This window comes from Streptomyces sp. MMG1533 (genome assembly GCF_001279775.1).
Lineage (GTDB): Bacteria > Actinomycetota > Actinomycetes > Streptomycetales > Streptomycetaceae > Streptomyces.
On sequence record NZ_LGDG01000156.1, the window covers coordinates 41,987 to 60,533 of the forward strand.

Sequence of the window (18,547 nt, forward strand, 5' to 3'; positions counted from 1 at the left end):
CTCCAGAGGGGTCCGTCATCGGAATGTCCGCAGCCGGAGGCTGTTGGTCACCACGAACACCGACGAGAAGGCCATCGCCGCCCCCGCGATCATCGGGTTCAGCAGCCCCGCGGCGGCCAGCGGCAGCGCGGCCACGTTGTAGCCGAAGGCCCACACGAGGTTGCCCTTGATCGTGGACAGGGTCCTGCGTGACAGCCGGATCGCGTCCGCGGCCACCCGCAGGTCCCCGCGCACCAGTGTCAGGTCGCCCGCCTCGATCGCCGCGTCGGTCCCGGTGCCCATCGCCAGCCCGAGATCGGCGGTGGCCAGCGCGGCCGCGTCGTTGACGCCGTCGCCGACCATGGCGACGGTCCGCCCCTCGGTCTGCAGCCGCCGTACGACGTCGACCTTGTCCTCGGGCAGCACCTCGGCGACGACATGCTCGGAGTCGATCCCGACGGCCCGCGCGACCGCCTCCGCGACCGCCCGGTTGTCCCCGGTGAGCAGCACCGGTGTGAGTCCCAGGGCCCGCAGTTCGCGCACGGCCTCGGCGCTGGTCTCCTTGACCGCGTCCGCGACGGCCAGCACGCCGCGTGCGGCTCCGTCCCAGCCGACCACGACAGCCGTACGGCCGTCCCGCTCCGCCTCGTCCTTGGCGCGGGCCAACTCCTGCGGCAGGTCGTCGAAGAGCCGCCCCACGGCGACCTCATGGCCCTCCACGCGCCCGCGTACACCCCGCCCGGGCACGTTCTCGAACCGCTCGACCTCCGGCAGCGGGCCGACCCGCTCCTCGGCGCCCGCGGCGACCGCCCGGGCGACGGGGTGCTCGGAGGCGTGCTCCAGGGCGCCCGCGAGCCGCAGTATCTGCTTCTCGTCGGCGTCCTGGGCGACGTACACCTTCTGGAGGGTCATGCGGCCGGTGGTGACCGTGCCGGTCTTGTCCAGGACGACGGTGTCGACGCGGCGCGTGGACTCCAGGACCTCGGGGCCCTTGATGAGGATGCCCAGCTGGGCGCCGCGTCCGGTGCCGACCATCAGGGCGGTCGGTGTGGCCAGGCCCAGCGCGCACGGGCAGGCGATGATCAGTACGGCGACGGCCGCGGTGAACGCGGCGACGGTCTCCCCGGTCGCGCCGAGCCAGCCCGCGAACGTGGCGACCGCGAGGGCGATGACCACCGGCACGAAGATCCCGGAGACGCGGTCGGCGAGCCGCTGCACCTCGGCCTTGCCGTTCTGCGCGTCCTCCACCAGCTTCGCCATCCGCGCGAGCTGGGTGTCGGCGCCGACCCGGGTGGCCTCGACGACCAGGCGTCCGCCGGCGTTGACGGTGGCACCGGTGACCGTGTCGCCGACCGTGACGTCCACCGGGACGGACTCGCCGGTGAGCATGGAGGCGTCCACGGCGGAGACGCCCTCGACGACGGTGCCGTCGGTGGCGATCTTCTCTCCGGGCCGTACGACGAACCGGTCGCCGACCACCAGCCGCGCCGCCGGTATCCGCACCTCCCGGCTGTCCCGCACCACGGCCACGTCCTTGACGCCCAGCTCCATCAGCGCCCTCAGTGCCGCCCCGGCCCGGCGCTTGGCGCGGGCCTCCAGATAGCGGCCGAGCAGGATGAAGGCGGTGACTCCGGCGGCGACTTCGAGATAGATCGTCGAGGTGCCGTCCATGCGGGAGACGGTGAGCTCGAAGCGGTCGCGCATGCCCGGCATGCCCGCGTCGCCGAAGAACAGCGCCCACAGGGACCAGCCGAACGCGGCCAGTGTGCCGAGCGAGACCAGGGTGTCCATGGTGGCCGCGCCGTGCCTCACGTTCGTCCAGGCGGCCCGGTGGAAGGGCCATCCGCCCCAGACCACGACCGGTGCGGCGAGGGGGAGCGCCAGCCACTGCCAGTTGTCGAACTGCAGGGCCGGGACCATGGACAGCAGGACGACGGGGACGGCGAGGGCGACGGAGCCGATGAGGCGCTGCCGGAGAGAGGCCGCCTCCGGGTCCTCCTCGGTGGGCGCCTCCTCGCGAGGCGGCTCCGGCTCCTCGGCCGTGTACCCGGTCTTCACCACGGTCGCGATCAGGTCGGCGACCTCGATCCCCGCGGGGTAGGTGACCTTCGCCTTCTCCGTCGCGTAGTTCACCGTGGCGGTCACGCCGTCCATGCGGTTGAGCTTCTTCTCGACGCGGGCCGCGCAGGAGGCGCAGGTCATCCCGCCGATGAGCAGCTCGACTTCCGAGGCGTGCGCTATCGGGGTCCGGGCGGTGGTGCTGGACATGTCCGTACTCCAGGGAGCGGACCGGACCGTACGGAACCGGTATCGGCCGGTCGGTACGGTCCGGGGCGGGAGATCAGTGCTCAGGCCGTGCCGACGAGCTCGAAGCCGGCCTCGTCGACGGCGGCGCGTACGGCCTCCTCGTCGAGCGGGGCCGCGGACACGACGGTGACCTCGCCGGTCGAGGCGACGGCCTTCACCGAGCTGACGCCGGGGATCTCGGAGATCTCGCCGGAGACGGAGCCCTCGCAGTGCCCGCAGCTCATGCCGCTCACCTTGTAGACGGCGGTGACGGAACCCGGGGTGTCGGTCTGAGCGGTCATCTCGTTCTCCTCGTCGGGACGGGTGGAACTCTACTCTCCACACCCACACTATACCCCTAGGGGGTATTTATCCAAGAGAGGTCATGGCGTGCCGGTGCGTCCCGGAGGGTGGCCGAAAGGGGGTGAGTGCCCCGCGCGGGATTTCTGTCTCCGGCAGGTCCCGTCAGGGAAGCGGAGTCGTGGGGAGGCCGGTCAGGGGTTCGTGGTCATGGCGATGTCGGGCCGGCCGGGTCTTTCCCCGACGAGCGGGTCGAGATAGCGGACCAGGACGTTCTTCAGTTCCCGGACGTAGGCCTCGCGCTCGGCGCCCTCGTGGGCGAGGACCAGTTCCAGGCCGGCCTTGTACAGACCCAGGCACATGTGTGCGACACGGGTGAGGTCGGCCGGGGAGACGTCGGGCAGGAAGGCGGAGAGCAGGCCCTCGATGCGGGAGAGCAGGGTGGCGTGCAGCGCGTCGTGCGCCTCGGTGATCCGGCCGGGGATGTCGGGGCCGTGCATCAGCGCGAAGAACACCGGGTGCTCGCAGTTGAAGTCGATGAACCGCTCGACGGCGGCACCGACGGCCTCCTCCAGCGGGGTCACGGGGTCGACCGGCGCGAGCGCCTCGCCGTAGGTCTCCCGCATCTCGTGCATGAGCCGGTCGCCCAGCTCGATCGCGATCGCTTCCTTGTTCGGGAAGAACTGGTAGAGCGTGCCCGGCGAGACGCCTGCCTCGCGGGCGATGGCGTTGGTGCTGGCGGCCGTGTAGCCGGTGGTGCAGAAGACGTTGGCGGCGGCCTCGAGGAGTTGGGCGATGCGGCGCTCGCCGCGGGCCTGGCGGCGGCGCGGCGGCTGCTCCTTCTCCTGCTGCTCCTGGCTGTCGGGCACGCGTTTTCCCCAACTCTCCGCACACGGTTGACAAACGCGAGCGGTCGCTCGCATTCTGGTGGAACGCGAGCGATCTCTCGTGTTTGCCATTTTATGCGTTCCACGGTGAAGGGGACACCGCACGATGACCGAAGTCAACGGCCCGCCCCGCGTCGGCGGCTGGACCCGATTCGTGACCGCCCGCCCTCGGTTGTCGCTGCTCGCGGCCCTGGTGCTCACCGTGCTCGCCGTCCTGGCCGGCAGCGGGGTCGCCGACCGTCTGGGTGCCGGCGGCTGGGAGGATCCACACGCCGAGTCGACGTATGCGACCAAGGCGCTGGAGCGCGAGTTCCTGGACTCCCAGCCCAACCTCCTGCTTCTGGTGGACTCGGGTGAATCCTCGGTCGACGACCGGGCCGTCGCCGCGGAGGCCGAGCGCCTCGCCGGGCAACTGGCCGGAGAGCGAGGCGTCGTGGGCGTCAGTTCCTACTGGCGGACCGGGGCCGCCACCCTGCGCGCGAAGGACGGCCACGAGGCGCTGATCGCCGCCCGGATCACGGGCGACGAGAAGGAGATGGGTGAGACCCTGGACCGCATCGCCCCCTCGTACCGAGGCGCGCACGGCCCGGTGGACGTGACGGTCGGCGGCCCGGTCGCCGTGCGGCACGAGATGCAGACGATCATCCAGGAAGACCTGACCCGCGCGGAGATGATCGCCCTGCCGGTGACGCTGGTGCTGCTGGTGATGGTCTTCGGCAGTGCGGTCGCCGCCCTGCTGCCGCTCGGCATCGGCATCGTCGCGATCCTCGGCACGAACGCGGTGCTGCGCGGCCTCACCGAGGTCACCGAGGTCTCCGTCTTCGCACTGAACCTCACCACGGCCCTGGGCCTCGGCCTCGCCATCGACTACGCCCTCTTCATCGTCCGCCGCTTCCGCGAGGAACTGTCCACCGGCGCCGAGCCGTCGACGGCGGTGGGCACGACCCTGCGCACGGCCGGCCGCACCGTGCTCTTCTCCGCGCTCACGGTCGCGGTCTCCCTGGCGGCGATGCTGCTCTTCCCGCAGTACTTCCTGCGCTCCTTCGCATACGCCGGCATAGCGGTCGTCCTGCTGGCCGCGGCGGCCGCGCTGATCCTGCTCCCGGCGGCGTTGGTGCTGCTGGGCCATCGGGTCAACTCGCTGGACCTGCGGCGCCTGTTCCGGCGCAGCCCGAAGCCCTCGCAAGGCACCGCCTGGGCGCGCACCGCGACCCTCGTCATGCGCCGTGCCCCCTTCTTCGCCCTGGCCACCACGGCCGTGCTCGTCCTCCTCGGACTGCCCTTCCTGGGCGTGAAGTTCGGCACTGCCGACGACCGCCAGCTGCCCTCCACCGCCGAGTCCCACGTCGTGCAGCAACACATCAGGGACGGCTTCCCAGGCAGCCCCGGCGGCGGCCTCGAAGTGCTCGCCGAGGGGTCGGCGACCCAGGCCCAGTACGCCGCGTACAAGGAGCGGATCGCGGACCTGTCCGAGGTGCAGCGGGTCGACGGCCCGCTGGTCAAGGGTGACTCGGCGTACTTCACGGTGCTGCCGAAGGGCGAGGCGGTCGACGACCCGGCTCAGCGTCTGGTGGGTGAACTGCGTGCCATGGACGCCCCCTTCGACACCAAGGTGACCGGCACGGCCGCCGTCCTGGTCGACTCCAAGGGCGCGATAGCCGAGCAGCTGCCCCTGGCGGGCGTCTTCATCGTGATCGTCACCCTGCTCCTGGTGTTCTTGCTGACAGGCAGCGTGCTGATACCGATCCAGGCGGTCGTGCTCAACGCGCTCAGTCTGACGGCGATGTTCGGCGCGGTGGTCTGGGTCTTCCAGGACGGCCATCTGTCCGGCCTGCTCGGCTTCACCAGCCCCGGCTCCATAGAGACGACCCTTCCGGTGCTGATGTTCTGCGTGGCCTTCGGGCTGTCGATGGACTACGGAGTCTTCCTGCTCTCCCGCATCAAGGAGGAGTACGACGAGACGGGCGACCACGACCAGGCGGTCCGGCACGGGCTGCAGCGCACGGGCGGGCTGATCACGGCGGCCGCGGTCATCCTCGCCGTGGTGATGGTCGCGATCGGTACCTCCAGGGTGACCAACACCAAGATGCTCGGCCTGGGTATCGCCCTGGCGGTCCTGATGGACGCGATGATCGTCCGCAGCCTTCTGGTCCCGGCGGTCATGCGCCTCACAGGCAGGGCGACCTGGTGGGCCCCGGGGCCGCTCAGGCGATTCCACGAGCGGTTCGGGCTGAGCGAGGGCGGCGGCGGATCCGAGCCGGCCGTGGAGCAGGACCGGGACAGGGTGGCGGCGCACGGCTAGCGTTCCGCCGTCAGAGGTGATCGGCGGAAAGGCGAGGCGGACGCGATGCGGGCTGTGGTGTTCGAGGAGTACGGGGAGCCGGCTCAGGTGCGGGAGGTGGCCGACCCGGAGCCCGCGGAGCACGGGGTCGTGGTGCGGGTCGAGGCCACGGGCCTGTGCCGCAGCGACTGGCACGGCTGGCAGGGCCACGACCCGGACATCACACTGCCGCACGTGCCGGGGCATGAACTCGCCGGTGTCGTCGAGGCGGTGGGCACCCGGGTCACCGCCTGGCGCCCCGGTGATCGCGTGACCGTCCCCTTCGTATGCGCCTGCGGCACCTGCCCGTCCTGCGCGGCGGGCGACCAGCAGGTGTGCGAGCGGCAGACGCAGCCGGGCTTCACACACTGGGGCTCCTTCGCCCAGTACGTGGCGCTGGACCACGCCGACGTGAACCTCGTCGCCGTACCGCAGGAGATGTCCTTCGCGACGGCCGCCTCTCTCGGCTGCCGGTTCGCCACGGCGTTCCGGGCGGTGGTGCAGCAGGGCCGGGTGGCGGCGGGGGAGTGGGTCGCCGTGCACGGCTGCGGAGGCGTCGGCCTGTCCGCTGTGATGATCGCGGCGGCGTCGGGGGCGCGGGTCGTGGCGGTCGACGTGTCGCCCCAAGCCCTGGACCTGGCACGGAAGTTCGGCGCGGCGGAGTGCGTGGACGCGTCCCGCACCGAGGACACGGCGGCGGTGGTCCGCGAACTCACCGGCGGCGGCGCCCACCTCTCCCTCGACGCCCTAGGCTCGCCCGCCACCTGCGCGGCCTCCGTGAACGGCCTGCGCCGCCGAGGCCGTCACGTCCAGGTCGGCCTGCTGCCCTCAGCGACCGGCACGACACCGGTGCCGATGGCTCGCGCGATCGGCCTGGAACTGGAACTCCTCGGCAGTCACGGCATGGCCGCGCACACCTACCCGCCCATGCTGGAACTGGTCCGGGCGGGAGTGCTGAGGCCCGACCTGCTGGTCACGTCCACGATCACGCTGGACGCGGTGCCGGCGGCACTGGCCGCGATGGGCACGGCGCCGGGATCGGGGGTGACCGTCATCGAGCCGTGGAGCTGACGGCCTCGGGGTGCCCGCGGTGGTCAGAGGTCTCTTCTGCCCCGGTTCCCCGGGCGGGAGGCCACCCATGCCCGGACCGTGTCCGCGTACCAGAAGGGCTTGCCGCCCTCGACGTGGTCGGGCGCCGGCAGCAACCCGTGCTTGCGGTACGACCGCACGGTGTCCGGCTGCACCTTGATGTGCGCCGCGATCTCCTTGTAGGACCAGAGCCTTCGGTCGGTCATGAGGTGCACCTCCCTGCGCGTACCGCGGGGGCGGCCGGGGGCGGCCGTCCGGGGGAGCCGGGCACTGCGCTGGCGATCACAAAGCCTGTGCTCCGTGAACGACCTCGGGTGAAAGCTGGACAGGGCCTGTGTGCCGGGTGTGACGCAAGCCCCACGGACACGCGACATGTGTGACACGAATGGGATCTTTGTGACAGAGGTGACGCAAAGGCATACGCGGGCTCATGGGCGGGGCGCGTTGACTTGGGGGAGCCGGAGGTCCCACGCCGGAGTCCGCGCGGGCAACTGCAGGTGCCCGTCAGTCACGGACAGCGGGCTAGTGGTGCTACGGCCCGGAGGTGCCGCCCGGGGCGCGGGGAACTACTCGACAAGCCCCCCGTAACCCGCACCCGTAACCCGAACCTGAACCCGAACCCGCACCCGAACCCGAACCCGCAAAATCACAGCACTTGGCACCCCCGTAGGCGCCCGAGCCCCACCCCCCGGAGGGCTACGCCCCGCACGACCTCAAGAACGCCCGCGTCCGCTGTGCGATCGGCAGCGGCGTGTCCGGCTCGCACGGGTACATGTCCTGCTCGACGATCGCGAACAGGTCGACGTCCAGCTTCTGGGCGGCCTCCAGGACGGGCCCCAGCGCGGGCACCCCGGCAGGCGGCTCGCACATCACGCCGCGCGCGACCGCCGGCCCGAACGGCACCTCGTTCGCCCGCACGTCCGCCAGGATCTCCGCGTCCACCTGCTTGAGGTGCAGGTACCCGATCCGCTCGCCGTAGGTCTCGATCAGCTTGACACTGTCGCCGCCGCAGTACGCGTAGTGCCCGGTGTCCAGGCACAGCGACACCAGCGAGGAGTCGGTGCCGTCCAGGAAGCGGACGACGTTCTCCTCGCTGTCGATGTGGGTGTCGGCGTGCGGGTGGACGACGATCTGCAGGCCGTACCGCTCCCGCACCTCCTTGCCGAGGCGCTCGGTCAGGGAGGTGAGATTGCGCCACTGCTCGGGCGTGAGCGTGTCCGGCTCCAGCACCTCACCGGTCTTGTCGTCCCGCCAGAAGGACGGGATGACCACCAGGTGGGACGCCCCCATCGCCTGCGCGAGGACTGCGTTGTCGGCGACGTGGGCCCATGTCTTCTCCCACACGGCCTCGCCGTGGTGCAGGCCGGTGAAGACCGTGCCGGCCGACACCTTCAGGCCACGCCTGGCGGTCTCCTCGGTGAGGACGGCCGGGTCGGTCGGCAGATATCCGTACGGGCCCAGCTCGATCCACTCGTAGCCGGACTGCGCGACCTCGTCGAGGAAGCGCTGCCAGGGCACCTGCCGGGGATCGTCCGGGAACCAGACGCCCCAGGAGTCGGGGGCCGATCCGATCCGGATACGGGACAGTGAGGTCTGAGGTGACAACGACGTCATGGCCGCCAGAGTGCGGATCCCGAGCGGGGGTGTCAAGCCCTGGTCCGAATGTCTGGACAAAACATTGACAGGGCTCGCCATACGGGGCTAGAAAGCCGTGGAGAGCCGACACGAAGGGAAGTCGATGGCGTACGACCTGATCACCATGGGGCGGATCGGAGTGGACCTCTATCCGCTGCAGACGGGCGTCCCGCTGCCGCAGGTGTCGTCCTTCGGCAAGTTCCTCGGCGGCTCGGCCACGAACGTCGCGGTCGCCGCCGCCCGCCTGGGACGGGACACGGCGGTGATCACACGTACCGGCGACGACCCGTTCGGCACCTACCTGCACGAGGAGCTGCGGGGCTTCGGCGTCGACGACCGCTGGGTCACCCCGGTGCCCGGCCTGCAGACCCCGGTCACCTTCTGCGAGGTCTTCCCGCCGGACGACTTCCCGCTGTACTTCTACCGCCGGCCCAAGGCGCCCGACCTGGAGATCGACGCCCACGAGCTGGACCTCGACGCCGTCCGCGAGGCCCGCATCTTCTGGGTCACCGGCACCGGCCTGAGCGAGGAGCCCAGCCGTACGGCGACGCTGGCGGCCCTCGCCCACCGCGCCAAGGCCGGCACCACGGTCTTCGACCTCGACTGGCGCCCCATGTTCTGGTCCGACCCGGCAGCGGCCCGCCCCTTCTACGAAGAGGCCCTCCGCCACACGACCGTCGCCGTCGGCAACCTCGACGAGGTGGAGGTGGCGACCGGAGTGCGCGAACCCCATGCGGCGGCCCGCGCGCTCCTTGACGCCGGTGTCGAACTCGCCGTCGTCAAGCAGGGCCCCAAGGGCGTCCTCGCCGTCAACAGCAAGGGCGAGTCCGCTCAGGTCCCGCCCCTCCCGGTGAACGTCCTCAACGGCCTCGGCGCCGGTGACGCCTTCGGCGGCTCCCTCTGCCACGGCCTGCTGGAGGGCTGGGACCTGGAGAAGATCATGCGGCACGCCAACGCGGCCGGTGCCATCGTCGCCTCCCGCCTGGAGTGCTCGTCCGCGATGCCCACACCGGACGAAGTGACAGCGGCCCTCGCGGCGGGAGCCGTCCTGTGAGCGTCGACATCGCGGAACTCGTCCGCATCCGCACCCTCCGCCCCGAGGCCGTGGCCGAGGCAGCCGCCCGCCGGCCCCGCCGGTCGCTGCTCAACGACGACGGCCGCCTGATGATCGTCGCCGCCGACCACCCGGCCCGCGGCGCGCTCGGTGTCGGCGACCGCAAGTTCGCCATGGCCAACCGCGTCGACCTGCTCGAACGCCTGTGCCTGGCGCTGAGCCGCCCCGGCGTGGACGGCGTCCTCGCCACCGCCGACATCCTGGACGACCTGCTGCTGCTCGGCGCCCTCGACGGCAAGGTCGTCATGGGCTCGATGAACCGCGGCGGCCTCCAGGGCGCCAGCTTCGAACTCGACGACCGCTTCACCGGCCACCGCCCCGAGGACATCGAGCGCTTCGGCTTCGACGCGGGCAAGCTGCTCCTGCGGATCGACTACGACGACCCGGGCTCCCTCACCACCCTGGAGTCCACGGCCCGCGCCATCGACGACATGGCCGCACGCCGACTTCCCGTCTTCGTCGAGCCGTTCATCAGCCGCCGCTCCCCGGAGGGCAGGCTGAGCAACGACCTGTCGGCCGAGGCCGTCACCAGGTCGATCGCCATCGCCTCGGGCCTCGGCGGCAGTTCGGCCTACACCTGGCTGAAGGTGCCGGTCACCGAGAACCCCGACGACATGGCCGAGGTCATGGCGACCTCCACACTGCCCGCCGTGCTCCTCGGCGGCGAGGTCGGCGACGACCAGGACGGGGCGTACGAGAAGTGGCGCGGGGCGCTGCAACTTCCCACCGTGCGCGGCCTGGTGGTCGGCCGTTCGCTGCTGTACCCGGCGGACGGCGATGTGGCCGCCGCCGTGGACACCGCCGTAGGACTGTTGTGAGGGCCGCATGACGAACAACGACCTCTACCTCGCGAAGGGCGCCACCACGGACGCCCGGTACGCCGTCGACATCGACCCCAAGCGGGCCGGCTGGACCCACAGCAGTCTGCGGATCGTCGAGCTGGCGCCCGGCGGCACGCACACCTTCGAGGCCGGGGACAGCGAGTGGATCGTCCTCCCGCTGCAAGGCGGATGTACCGTACAAACAGAGGGCAGTGAGTTTCAACTCCTGGGCCGGGAAAGCGTGTTCAGCGGAGTCAGCGACTTCGCGTACGTGCCCCGTGACGCCCGGGCACAGATCGCCTCCGGCGCGGGCGGCCGCTTTGCTTTGGCAGGAGCGAAGTGCGAGCGACGACTCCCCGCCCGCTACGGCCCCGCGCCGGAGGTCCCGCAGGAACAGCGCGGCAGCGGCAACTGCCTGCGCCACGTCCGCAACTTCGCCTCGGCCGACGCCTTCGACTGCGACAAGCTGATCGCCGTCGAGGTGATCACGCCCGGCGGCAACTGGTCCTCGTACCCGCCGCACAAGCACGACGAGCACCGGCCGGGCGAGGAGGCGGAGCTGGAGGAGATCTACTACTTCGAGATCGACGGCCCGAACGGTTTCGGCTATCAGCGCGTATCCCCTTCCCGTGAGGGCGGTTCGGACGTCCTCGCGGAGGTCCGCTCCGGCGACGCCGTCCTCGTCCCCGACGGATGGCACGGCCCGTCGATCGCCCAGCCCGGCCACGACATGTACTACCTGAACGTCATGGCGGGTCCGGGCGAGACCCGGGAATGGCGGATCTGCTTCCACCCGGCCCACGTAGAAAGCACAGGGGGTTACCGATGACCTCAACGACGAGGCTCACGGTCGCGCAGGCGCTCGTCCGCTTCCTGTCCGCCCAGTACACGGAGCGCGACGGCGTACGGCAGCGGCTGATCGGCGCCACCTGGGGCATCTTCGGCCACGGGAACGTGGCGGGACTCGGCCAGGCGCTCATCGAGTACGGCGCCGAGATGCCGTACCACCAGGGCCGCAACGAGCAGTCCATGGTGCACGCGGCCGTTGGCTATGCGAGGCAGTCCAACCGACTGTCCACGCACGCGGTCACGACCTCCATCGGTCCGGGCGCGACGAACCTGGTCACCGGCGCCGCCCTCGCGACCATCAACCACATCCCGGTCCTGTTGCTCCCCGGTGACACCTTCGCCACCCGGGTGGCCGACCCGGTCCTCCAGCAGCTGGAAGTCCCGTACGCCGGCGATGTGTCGGTCAACGACTGCCTGCGCCCGGTGTCGAGGTACTTCGACCGCGTCACCCGCCCGGAAGCCCTGATCCCGGCCGCCCTGGGGGCCATGCGGGTGCTCACCGACCCGGTGGAGACGGGCGCGGTCACCCTCGCCCTCCCGCAGGACGTCCAGGCCGAGGCCTACGACTGGCCGGACGAGTTCTTCGCCGAGCGCACCTGGGTCGTACGACGTCCGGGCGCCGACCCGACCGAACTCGCCGAGGCGGTCAACGTGATCCGGGCGGCCAGGCGCCCCCTGCTGATCGCCGGCGGCGGCGTCCACCACAGCCGCGCCGAGGAGGCCCTCGCCGAGTTCGCCGAGGTCACCGGCATCCCGGTCGCCTCCACGCAGGCCGGCAAGGGCTCCCTGCGCTACGACCACGCCCAGGACGTCGGCGGCGTCGGCCACACCGGCACGGCCACCGCGGACGAACTCGCCCGCCTGGCCGACCTGGTGATCGGCGTCGGCACCCGCTACACCGACTTCACCACCGCCTCGGGCACGCTCTTCGAACAGCCCGGCGTCCGCTTCCTCAACCTCAACATCGCCCCGTACGACGGCCACAAACTCGCCGGGATGCCGCTCGTCGCGGACGCCCGCAGCGGCCTGACGGAGCTGACCGAGGCCCTCCAGATGCACGGGCACCGGGTCCCGGACGGGTACGTCCGCGAGTACACCGAGGACAAGGAGCGCTGGGAGCAGCGCGTCGACGCCTGCTACGAGGCCGACGAGCCGGACGTACGGCCCACGCAGTCCCAGGTGCTGGGCGCGCTGGACGCCCTGGTCGACGACACGGACGTGATCATCAACGCGGCCGGCTCGCTCCCCGGCGACCTGCACAAGCTGTGGCGGGCGCGCTCCCGGGACCAGTACCACCTGGAGTACGGCTACTCCTGCATGGGCTACGAGATCCCGGCCGCGATCGGCGTCAAGATGGCGGCACCCGACCGGCCCGTGTGGGCGCTGGTCGGAGACGGCACCTATCTGATGATGCCGACGGAGATCGTGACGGCCGTACAGGAGGGGATCGCGATCAAGATGCTCCTCGTCCAGAACCACGGCTACGCGTCCATCGGCGGACTGTCCGAGTCGGTGGGCGGCGAGCGCTTCGGCACCGCGTACCGCTACCAGTCCGAGGACGGTACGTACACGGGGGCGCCGCTCCCCGTCGACCTCGCCGCGAACGCGGCGAGCCTTGGCATGCGCGTGCTGCGCGCGAAGACCGTTCGGGATCTGCGGGCGGCGCTCGCGGAGGCCCGGGCGGCCGACACTCCCACATGTGTCTACGTCGAGACGGAAACGGCAGACACAGTGTCGGGCCCGCCGCCGGCGCAGGCCTGGTGGGATGTACCTGTGGCCGAGACCGCGACCCGACCGTCCGCGGTGAAGGCCCGTGAGCTGTACGAACGGCACGTCTCTACCCGACGCCGCCATCTGTGAAGGAGTACTCGGTCATGACGAAGATCGTCAACCACTGGATCGGCGGCAAGACCGTCGAAGGCGCGTCGGGTACGTACGGGCCGGTCACCGACCCTGCCACCGGCGCGGTCACCACGAAGGTCGCGTTCGCCTCCGTCGAGGAGGTGGACGCGGCGGTCGCCGCCGCCAAGGACGCCTATGTCACTTGGGGTCAGTCCTCCCTTGCCAAGCGGACGGAGATCCTCTTCCGCTTCCGCGCCCTGCTCGACGCCAACCGCGACGCCATCGCCGAGCTGATCACCGCCGAGCACGGCAAGGTGCACAGCGACGCGCTGGGCGAGGTCGCGCGCGGCCTGGAGATCGTGGACCTGGCGTGCGGCATCAACGTGCAGCTGAAGGGCGAGCTGTCGACGCAGGTCGCGAGCCGCGTGGACGTGTCGTCGATCCGCCAGCCGCTCGGTGTCGTCGCCGGCATCACGCCGTTCAACTTCCCGGCCATGGTCCCGATGTGGATGTTCCCGATGGCCATCGCGTGCGGCAACACCTTCGTGCTGAAGCCGTCCGAGAAGGACCCGTCGGCGTCCCTGAAGATCGCCGAGCTGCTCGCCGAGGCCGGTCTCCCGGACGGCGTCTTCAACGTCGTCCACGGCGACAAGGTGGCCGTCGACCGCCTCCTGGAGCACCCGGACGTCAAGGCCGTCTCGTTCGTCGGCTCGACCCCGATCGCCCGCCACATCCACACCACGGCCTCGGCGAACCACAAGCGCGTCCAGGCCCTGGGCGGGGCCAAGAACCACATGCTGGTCCTCCCGGACGCCGACCTCGACGCGGCCGCGGACGCCGCGGTGAGCGCGGCCTACGGCTCCGCGGGCGAGCGCTGCATGGCGATCTCCGCCGTGGTCGCGGTGGGCGCGATCGGCGACGAGCTGGTGGACAAGATCCGCGAGCGCGCCGAGAAGATCAAGATCGGCCCCGGCAACGACCCGACCTCCGAGATGGGCCCGCTGATCACTGCCGTGCACCGCGACAAGGTGGCGTCGTACGTGACGGGCGCCGCTGCCGAGGGCGCGGAAGTGGTGCTCGACGGTTCGGCGTACACCTATGAAGGAGCCGGCTTCGAGGACGGTCACTGGATCGGCATCTCGCTGCTCGACAAGGTGCCCACGTCGGCGAAGGCCTACCAGGACGAGATCTTCGGCCCGGTGCTGTGCGTGCTGCGCGTCGACACGTACGACGAGGGCGTCGCCCTCATCAACAGCTCGCCGTTCGGCAACGGCACCGCGATCTTCACCCGGGACGGCGGCGCCGCCCGCCGCTTCCAGATGGAGATCGAGGCGGGCATGGTCGGCGTGAACGTCCCGATCCCGGTCCCTGTCGGCTACCACTCCTTCGGTGGCTGGAAGGACTCGCTCTTCGGCGACCACCACATCTACGGCAACGACGGCACGCACTTCTACACCCGCGGCAAGGTCGTCACCACCCGCTGGCCCGACCCGGCCGACGCCCCGGCGGGCGTGGACCTCGGGTTCCCGCGCAACCACTGACACCGACCGTCAGGGGCCGTCCGTCTTACGGGCGGCCCCTGTTCTCGGCCGCTGTGCGGCCCTCCAGGGGCGCGGGGAACTGCGCGGCAAGCCCCCACGCACCCGCACCCGGCCGACATCAGAACCCCCCGAACTTCCAGCCGCCGTACCACGCCCGCGGTACACCGCACCGCCCCCGTACCCCCAAGGGATGGGGCGTGGTTCACCCCCCGGTCGACAACTCCCCGACAGTTTCACCCCGTACCGTTGACGCATGGATCTTCGACTGCCCCGGCTGCGAGACCTGCTCCGGCGGCCGCGACGGCTCGGCGCCGCCGCGGCCGCCGTGGTCGTGCTCGCGGGCGCCGGGACATGGACGGCCACCGCCGACGACGACGTGCCGACGGTACGCCGCACCGACCGGGTCATGGACATGGGGGACGGGGTGCGCATCGACACCTCGTACTTCACGTCTCCCGACGAAGGACGCCGCCCCGCCGTCCTCCTCGCCCACGGCTTCGGCGGCAGCAAGGACGACGTACGGCAGCAGGCTCAGGACCTGGCCCGGGACGGGTACGCGGTCCTGACCTGGTCGGCGCGCAGCTTCGGCAGGTCCACCGGCAAGATCGGGCTCAACGACCCGAAGGGCGAGGTCGCCGACGTCCGCAAGCTCATCGACTGGCTGGCGAAGCAGCCGCAGGTCCGGCTCGACAAGACCGGCGATCCGCGCGTCGGCATGGCGGGCGCGTCGTACGGCGGCGCGATCGCGCTGGAGACCGCCGGATACGACGACCGGGTGGACGCCATCGCCCCGGCGATCACCTACTGGAACCTCGCCGACGCCCTCTTCCCGAACGGCGTGTTCAAGAAGCTCTGGGCGGGCATCTTCGTCAACTCCGGCGGCGGCTGCGAGAGGTTCGAGACGCAGCTCTGCCAGATGTACGAGCGGGTCGCCGAATCCGGAACCCCGGACGCGCAGGCCGAGAAGCTGCTGGAAGAGCGCTCTCCGTCGGCCGTCGGCGACCGCATCAAGGTGCCCACGCTCCTCATGCAGGGCCAGACCGACTCCCTCTTCCCGCTCGGCCAGGCCGACGCGGCGGCGAAGGCCATCCGGGCGGGCGGCGCCCCGGTCGACGTCGACTGGATCGCGGGCGGCCACGACGGCGGCGACATGGAGACGAGCCGCGTCCAGGCACGCGTGCAGTCCTGGTTCGACCGGTACCTGAAGGACGACAAGGGCACGGACACCGGCCCCGCCTTCCGTATCACCCGCACCGGAGGCGTCGACTCCACCGACGGCCAGGCGTTGCAGCGGGGCGCGAGCGACGACACGTACCCCGGTCTGGAGAGCGGTCGGAAGTCCTTCGCACTGACCGGCCGCGAGCAGCAGAGCTTCGCCAACCCGGCGGGCTCCAACCCGCCCGCGGTCTCGGCCCTTCCCGGCCTCGGCGGTGGCGGCCTCGCCCAGCTCTCCTCACTGGGCGTCGGGGTCTCGCTGGACTTCCCCGGCCAGTTCGCCCGCTTCGAGTCGGCGCCGGTCGCCGACGACCTCCGGATCACCGGATCGCCGACGGTCACCGTCCACGTCGAGTCGACCGGCGACGACGCCGTCCTCTTCGCGAAGGTGTACGACGTCGGCCCGGGTGGCACTGGGCAGGTGCTGCCCTCCCAGCTGGTCACGCCCCTCAGGGTCGAGGGTGCCAAGGCCGGCAAGGATGTGAAGATCACGCTGCCCGCCGTCGACCACGACGTGGAGAAGGGCCACCGGCTGCGCCTGGTCCTCGCCTCCACCGACCTCGGGTACGCCTCCCCGGCCGCCCCGGCCACGTACACCGTCTCCCTGAAGAGCGACCTGTCGGTGCCGACGGCGCCGGGCGTGACGACCGCGGCCGCCCCGCTGCCCGCGTGGGTGTGGTGGCTGCCGCTCGCGGGCGCGGTGGTCGCCCTGGCCCTGCTGCTGACCGGCCGCCGCCGTACCTCGGTATCGCCCCCCGACCCGGAGCTCGCCGAAGTCCCTCTGCAGATAAGGGACTTGAGCAAGCGATACGCCAAGTCGGCGGACCGGTACGCGGTCAAGGAGCTGTCCTTCCGCGTGGAGAAGGGCCAGGTCCTCGGCCTCCTTGGCCCCAACGGCGCGGGCAAGACGACCACCCTGCGCATGCTGATGGGCCTGATCAAGCCGGACGACGGGGAGATCCGCGTCTTCGGCCGTGCGATCGGTCCGGGCGCCCCGGTGCTGTCCCGGGTCGGCGCCTTCGTCGAGGGCGCGGGCTTCCTGCCGCACCTGTCCGGCCGCGAGAACCTGGAGCTGTACTGGGCGGCGACCGGCCGCCCGGCCGAGGACGCCCACCTGGACGAGGCCCTGGAGATCGCGGGCCTCGGCGACGCACTCGCCCGCGCGGTGCGCACGTACTCACAGGGCATGCGCCAGCGCCTCGCCATCGCCCAGGCCATGCTCGGCATGCCCGACCTGCTGATACTGGACGAGCCGACGAACGGCCTCGACCCGCCGCAGATCCGCGAGATGCGCGAGGTGATGATCCGGTACGCGGCCGCCGGACGCACGGTGATCGTCTCCAGCCACCTGCTGGCGGAGGTGGAGCAGTCCTGCACGCACCTCGTGGTGATGGACCGGGGCAGGCTCGTGCAGGCCGGTCCGGTCCAGGAGATCATCGGCTCCGGCGACACCCTGCTCGTCGGCACCGGAAAGCCCGTGGAGGAGCCGGTCGTCGAGAAGATCGCCGCGCTGGCGGGCGTGGTCTCGGCCGTGCGCACCGACGACGGACTCCTGGTCCGCCTCGATGCCGAGGGCAGCGCGCAGCGCCTGGTCGTCGAGCTCGTCCGGCTGGAGGTGCCCGTCCGGTCGGTGGGCCCGCACCGCCGACTGGAAGACGCCTTCCTCACCCTGATCGGAGGCTCCGCATGAGCACGCTCGTCGAGCGCACACCCGAGGTCGCCTCCGGCTACCGCGCGGGCCGCACGCTGCCCCTGCGGGTGGAGCTGGTCCGCCAGCTGAAGCGGCGGCGCACGCTGGTCATGGGCGGGATCCTCGCCGCCCTGCCGTTCGTCCTGCTCATCGCCTTCGCCATCGGCGGCGAGCCGGACGGGGGCGGCAACCGGATCACGCTGATGGACACGGCGACGGCGTCCGGCGCCAATTTCGCCGCCGTGAACCTGTTCGTGTCCGCGGGGTTCCTCCTGGTCATCCCCGTCGCCCTGTTCTGCGGGGACACGGTCGCCTCCGAGGCCAGCTGGTCCTCCCTGCGCTATCTCCTCGCCGCTCCGGTGCCGCGCGCCCGGCTGCTGTGGTCGAAGCTCGTCGTCGGGCTCGGCCTCAGCCTGGCCGCGATGATCCTGCTGCCGGTGACGGCACTGGCCGTCGGCACGGCCGCCTACGGCTGGGGCTCCCTGGAGATCCCCACCGGCGGCTCGCTCGCGCCTGGCACGGCCGCCCAGCGGCTGGTGGTGGTCGTGGCGTTCATCTTCGTGTCCCAACTGGTCACCGCGGGACTCGCGTTCTGGCTGTCGACCAAGACGGACGCGCCGCTCGGCGCCGTCGGCGGCGCGGTCGGCCTGACCATCGTCGGCAACGTCCTCGACGCCGTGACGGCCCTCGGCGACTGGCGCGACTTCCTGCCCGCGCACTGGCAGTTCGCCTGGGCGGACGCCATTCAGCCGAATGCCGAGTGGTCCGGCATGATCCAGGGCACGGCCGTTTCCATAACGTACGCCGTGGTGCTGTTCGCGCTGGCCTTCCGGGGTTTCGCCCGCAAGGACGTGGTGTCCTAGGTCACCGGAGGATCACCTACCGGTCTCGACGGCCGTCTTCCGTGCCCTCTTCGAGATCCATCCGCAACGCTCCGTAACGCACGTTCTGTCCCCCCGCGCCGTCACAGTCACAGACA

The 18,547-nt window shown here is 71.3% G+C and carries 14 protein-coding genes; 9 read left to right on the top strand and 5 right to left on the bottom strand.

Annotated elements, in window-relative coordinates; genetic code table 11:
• Nucleotides 1–15 precede the first annotated feature (15 nt).
• From ADK57_RS16790 to ADK57_RS16800, 3 genes are all read right to left on the bottom strand, one after another.
• Nucleotides 16–2,247: a heavy metal translocating P-type ATPase gene (locus ADK57_RS16790; protein ID WP_053750269.1), complete on the bottom strand. Its 2,232-nt coding sequence runs from the start codon at nt 2,245–2,247 to the stop codon at nt 16–18.
• Between the two features lie 80 nt (nt 2,248–2,327).
• A complete protein-coding gene (locus ADK57_RS16795) occupies nt 2,328–2,567 on the bottom strand; it encodes a heavy-metal-associated domain-containing protein (RefSeq protein ID WP_053750270.1) in 240 nt (79 codons plus the stop codon).
• Between the two features lie 192 nt (nt 2,568–2,759).
• Nucleotides 2,760–3,434, bottom strand: coding sequence for a TetR/AcrR family transcriptional regulator (locus ADK57_RS16800; RefSeq protein ID WP_053750271.1), 675 nt, complete (start codon nt 3,432–3,434; stop codon nt 2,760–2,762).
• A 124-nt stretch (nt 3,435–3,558) separates the two neighbouring features.
• Between ADK57_RS16800 and ADK57_RS16805 the strand changes: the two genes are divergently transcribed.
• Together ADK57_RS16805 and ADK57_RS16810 are read left to right on the top strand one after the other, a co-directional pair.
• Nucleotides 3,559–5,754, top strand: coding sequence for an MMPL family transporter (locus tag ADK57_RS16805; RefSeq protein ID WP_053750272.1), 2,196 nt, complete (start codon nt 3,559–3,561; stop codon nt 5,752–5,754).
• A 45-nt stretch (nt 5,755–5,799) separates the two neighbouring features.
• Nucleotides 5,800–6,843 (top strand): zinc-dependent alcohol dehydrogenase family protein, encoded by a 1,044-nt coding sequence (locus ADK57_RS16810; RefSeq protein ID WP_053750273.1) that lies wholly within the window; start codon nt 5,800–5,802, stop codon nt 6,841–6,843.
• Nucleotides 6,844–6,866: 23 nt separating this feature from the next.
• On the opposite strand, the gene ADK57_RS16815 is transcribed toward ADK57_RS16810, so the two are convergent.
• Together ADK57_RS16815 and ADK57_RS16820 are read right to left on the bottom strand one after the other, a co-directional pair.
• Nucleotides 6,867–7,067 carry a helix-turn-helix transcriptional regulator gene (locus ADK57_RS16815; RefSeq protein WP_053750274.1) on the bottom strand — a complete coding sequence of 67 codons (201 nt, stop codon included), beginning with the start codon at nt 7,065–7,067 and terminating at the stop codon, nt 6,867–6,869.
• Between the two features lie 490 nt (nt 7,068–7,557).
• On the bottom strand, nt 7,558–8,475 hold the full coding sequence (locus tag ADK57_RS16820; protein ID WP_053750275.1) for a sugar phosphate isomerase/epimerase family protein: 918 nt from the start codon (nt 8,473–8,475) through the stop codon (nt 7,558–7,560).
• Nucleotides 8,476–8,599: 124 nt separating this feature from the next.
• Between ADK57_RS16820 and iolC the strand changes: the two genes are divergently transcribed.
• The 7 genes from iolC to ADK57_RS16855 all read left to right on the top strand — a co-directional run bounded on the left by iolC (nt 8,600) and on the right by ADK57_RS16855 (nt 18,431).
• Complete coding sequence (iolC, locus tag ADK57_RS16825; protein ID WP_053750276.1) at nt 8,600–9,550, top strand: 5-dehydro-2-deoxygluconokinase; 951 nt, start codon at nt 8,600–8,602, stop codon at nt 9,548–9,550.
• Nucleotides 9,547–10,428, top strand: coding sequence for a Cgl0159 family (beta/alpha)8-fold protein (locus tag ADK57_RS16830; RefSeq protein WP_053750277.1), 882 nt, complete (start codon nt 9,547–9,549; stop codon nt 10,426–10,428). Before iolC ends, ADK57_RS16830 begins: the two co-directional genes overlap by 4 nt.
• A gap of 7 nt (nt 10,429–10,435) precedes the next feature.
• Nucleotides 10,436–11,260, top strand: a complete 825-nt coding sequence (gene iolB, locus ADK57_RS16835; RefSeq protein ID WP_053750278.1) for a 5-deoxy-glucuronate isomerase — start codon at nt 10,436–10,438, stop codon at nt 11,258–11,260.
• Nucleotides 11,257–13,140, top strand: a complete 1,884-nt coding sequence (gene iolD, locus ADK57_RS16840) for a 3D-(3,5/4)-trihydroxycyclohexane-1,2-dione acylhydrolase (decyclizing) (protein ID WP_053750279.1) — start codon at nt 11,257–11,259, stop codon at nt 13,138–13,140. Before iolB ends, iolD begins: the two co-directional genes overlap by 4 nt.
• 14 nt (nt 13,141–13,154) lie before the next feature.
• Nucleotides 13,155–14,663, top strand: coding sequence for a CoA-acylating methylmalonate-semialdehyde dehydrogenase (gene mmsA / locus ADK57_RS16845; RefSeq protein WP_053750280.1), 1,509 nt, complete (start codon nt 13,155–13,157; stop codon nt 14,661–14,663).
• Nucleotides 14,664–14,916: 253 nt separating this feature from the next.
• The gene (locus ADK57_RS16850) at nt 14,917–17,568 is read left to right on the top strand and encodes an alpha/beta fold hydrolase (protein WP_053750281.1); all 2,652 of its coding nucleotides are present in this window, start codon (nt 14,917–14,919) and stop codon (nt 17,566–17,568) included.
• Complete coding sequence (locus ADK57_RS16855) at nt 17,565–18,431, top strand: ABC transporter permease (RefSeq protein WP_053750282.1); 867 nt, start codon at nt 17,565–17,567, stop codon at nt 18,429–18,431. The genes ADK57_RS16850 and ADK57_RS16855 overlap by 4 nt, the downstream gene beginning before the upstream one ends.
• Nucleotides 18,432–18,547 lie beyond the last annotated feature (116 nt).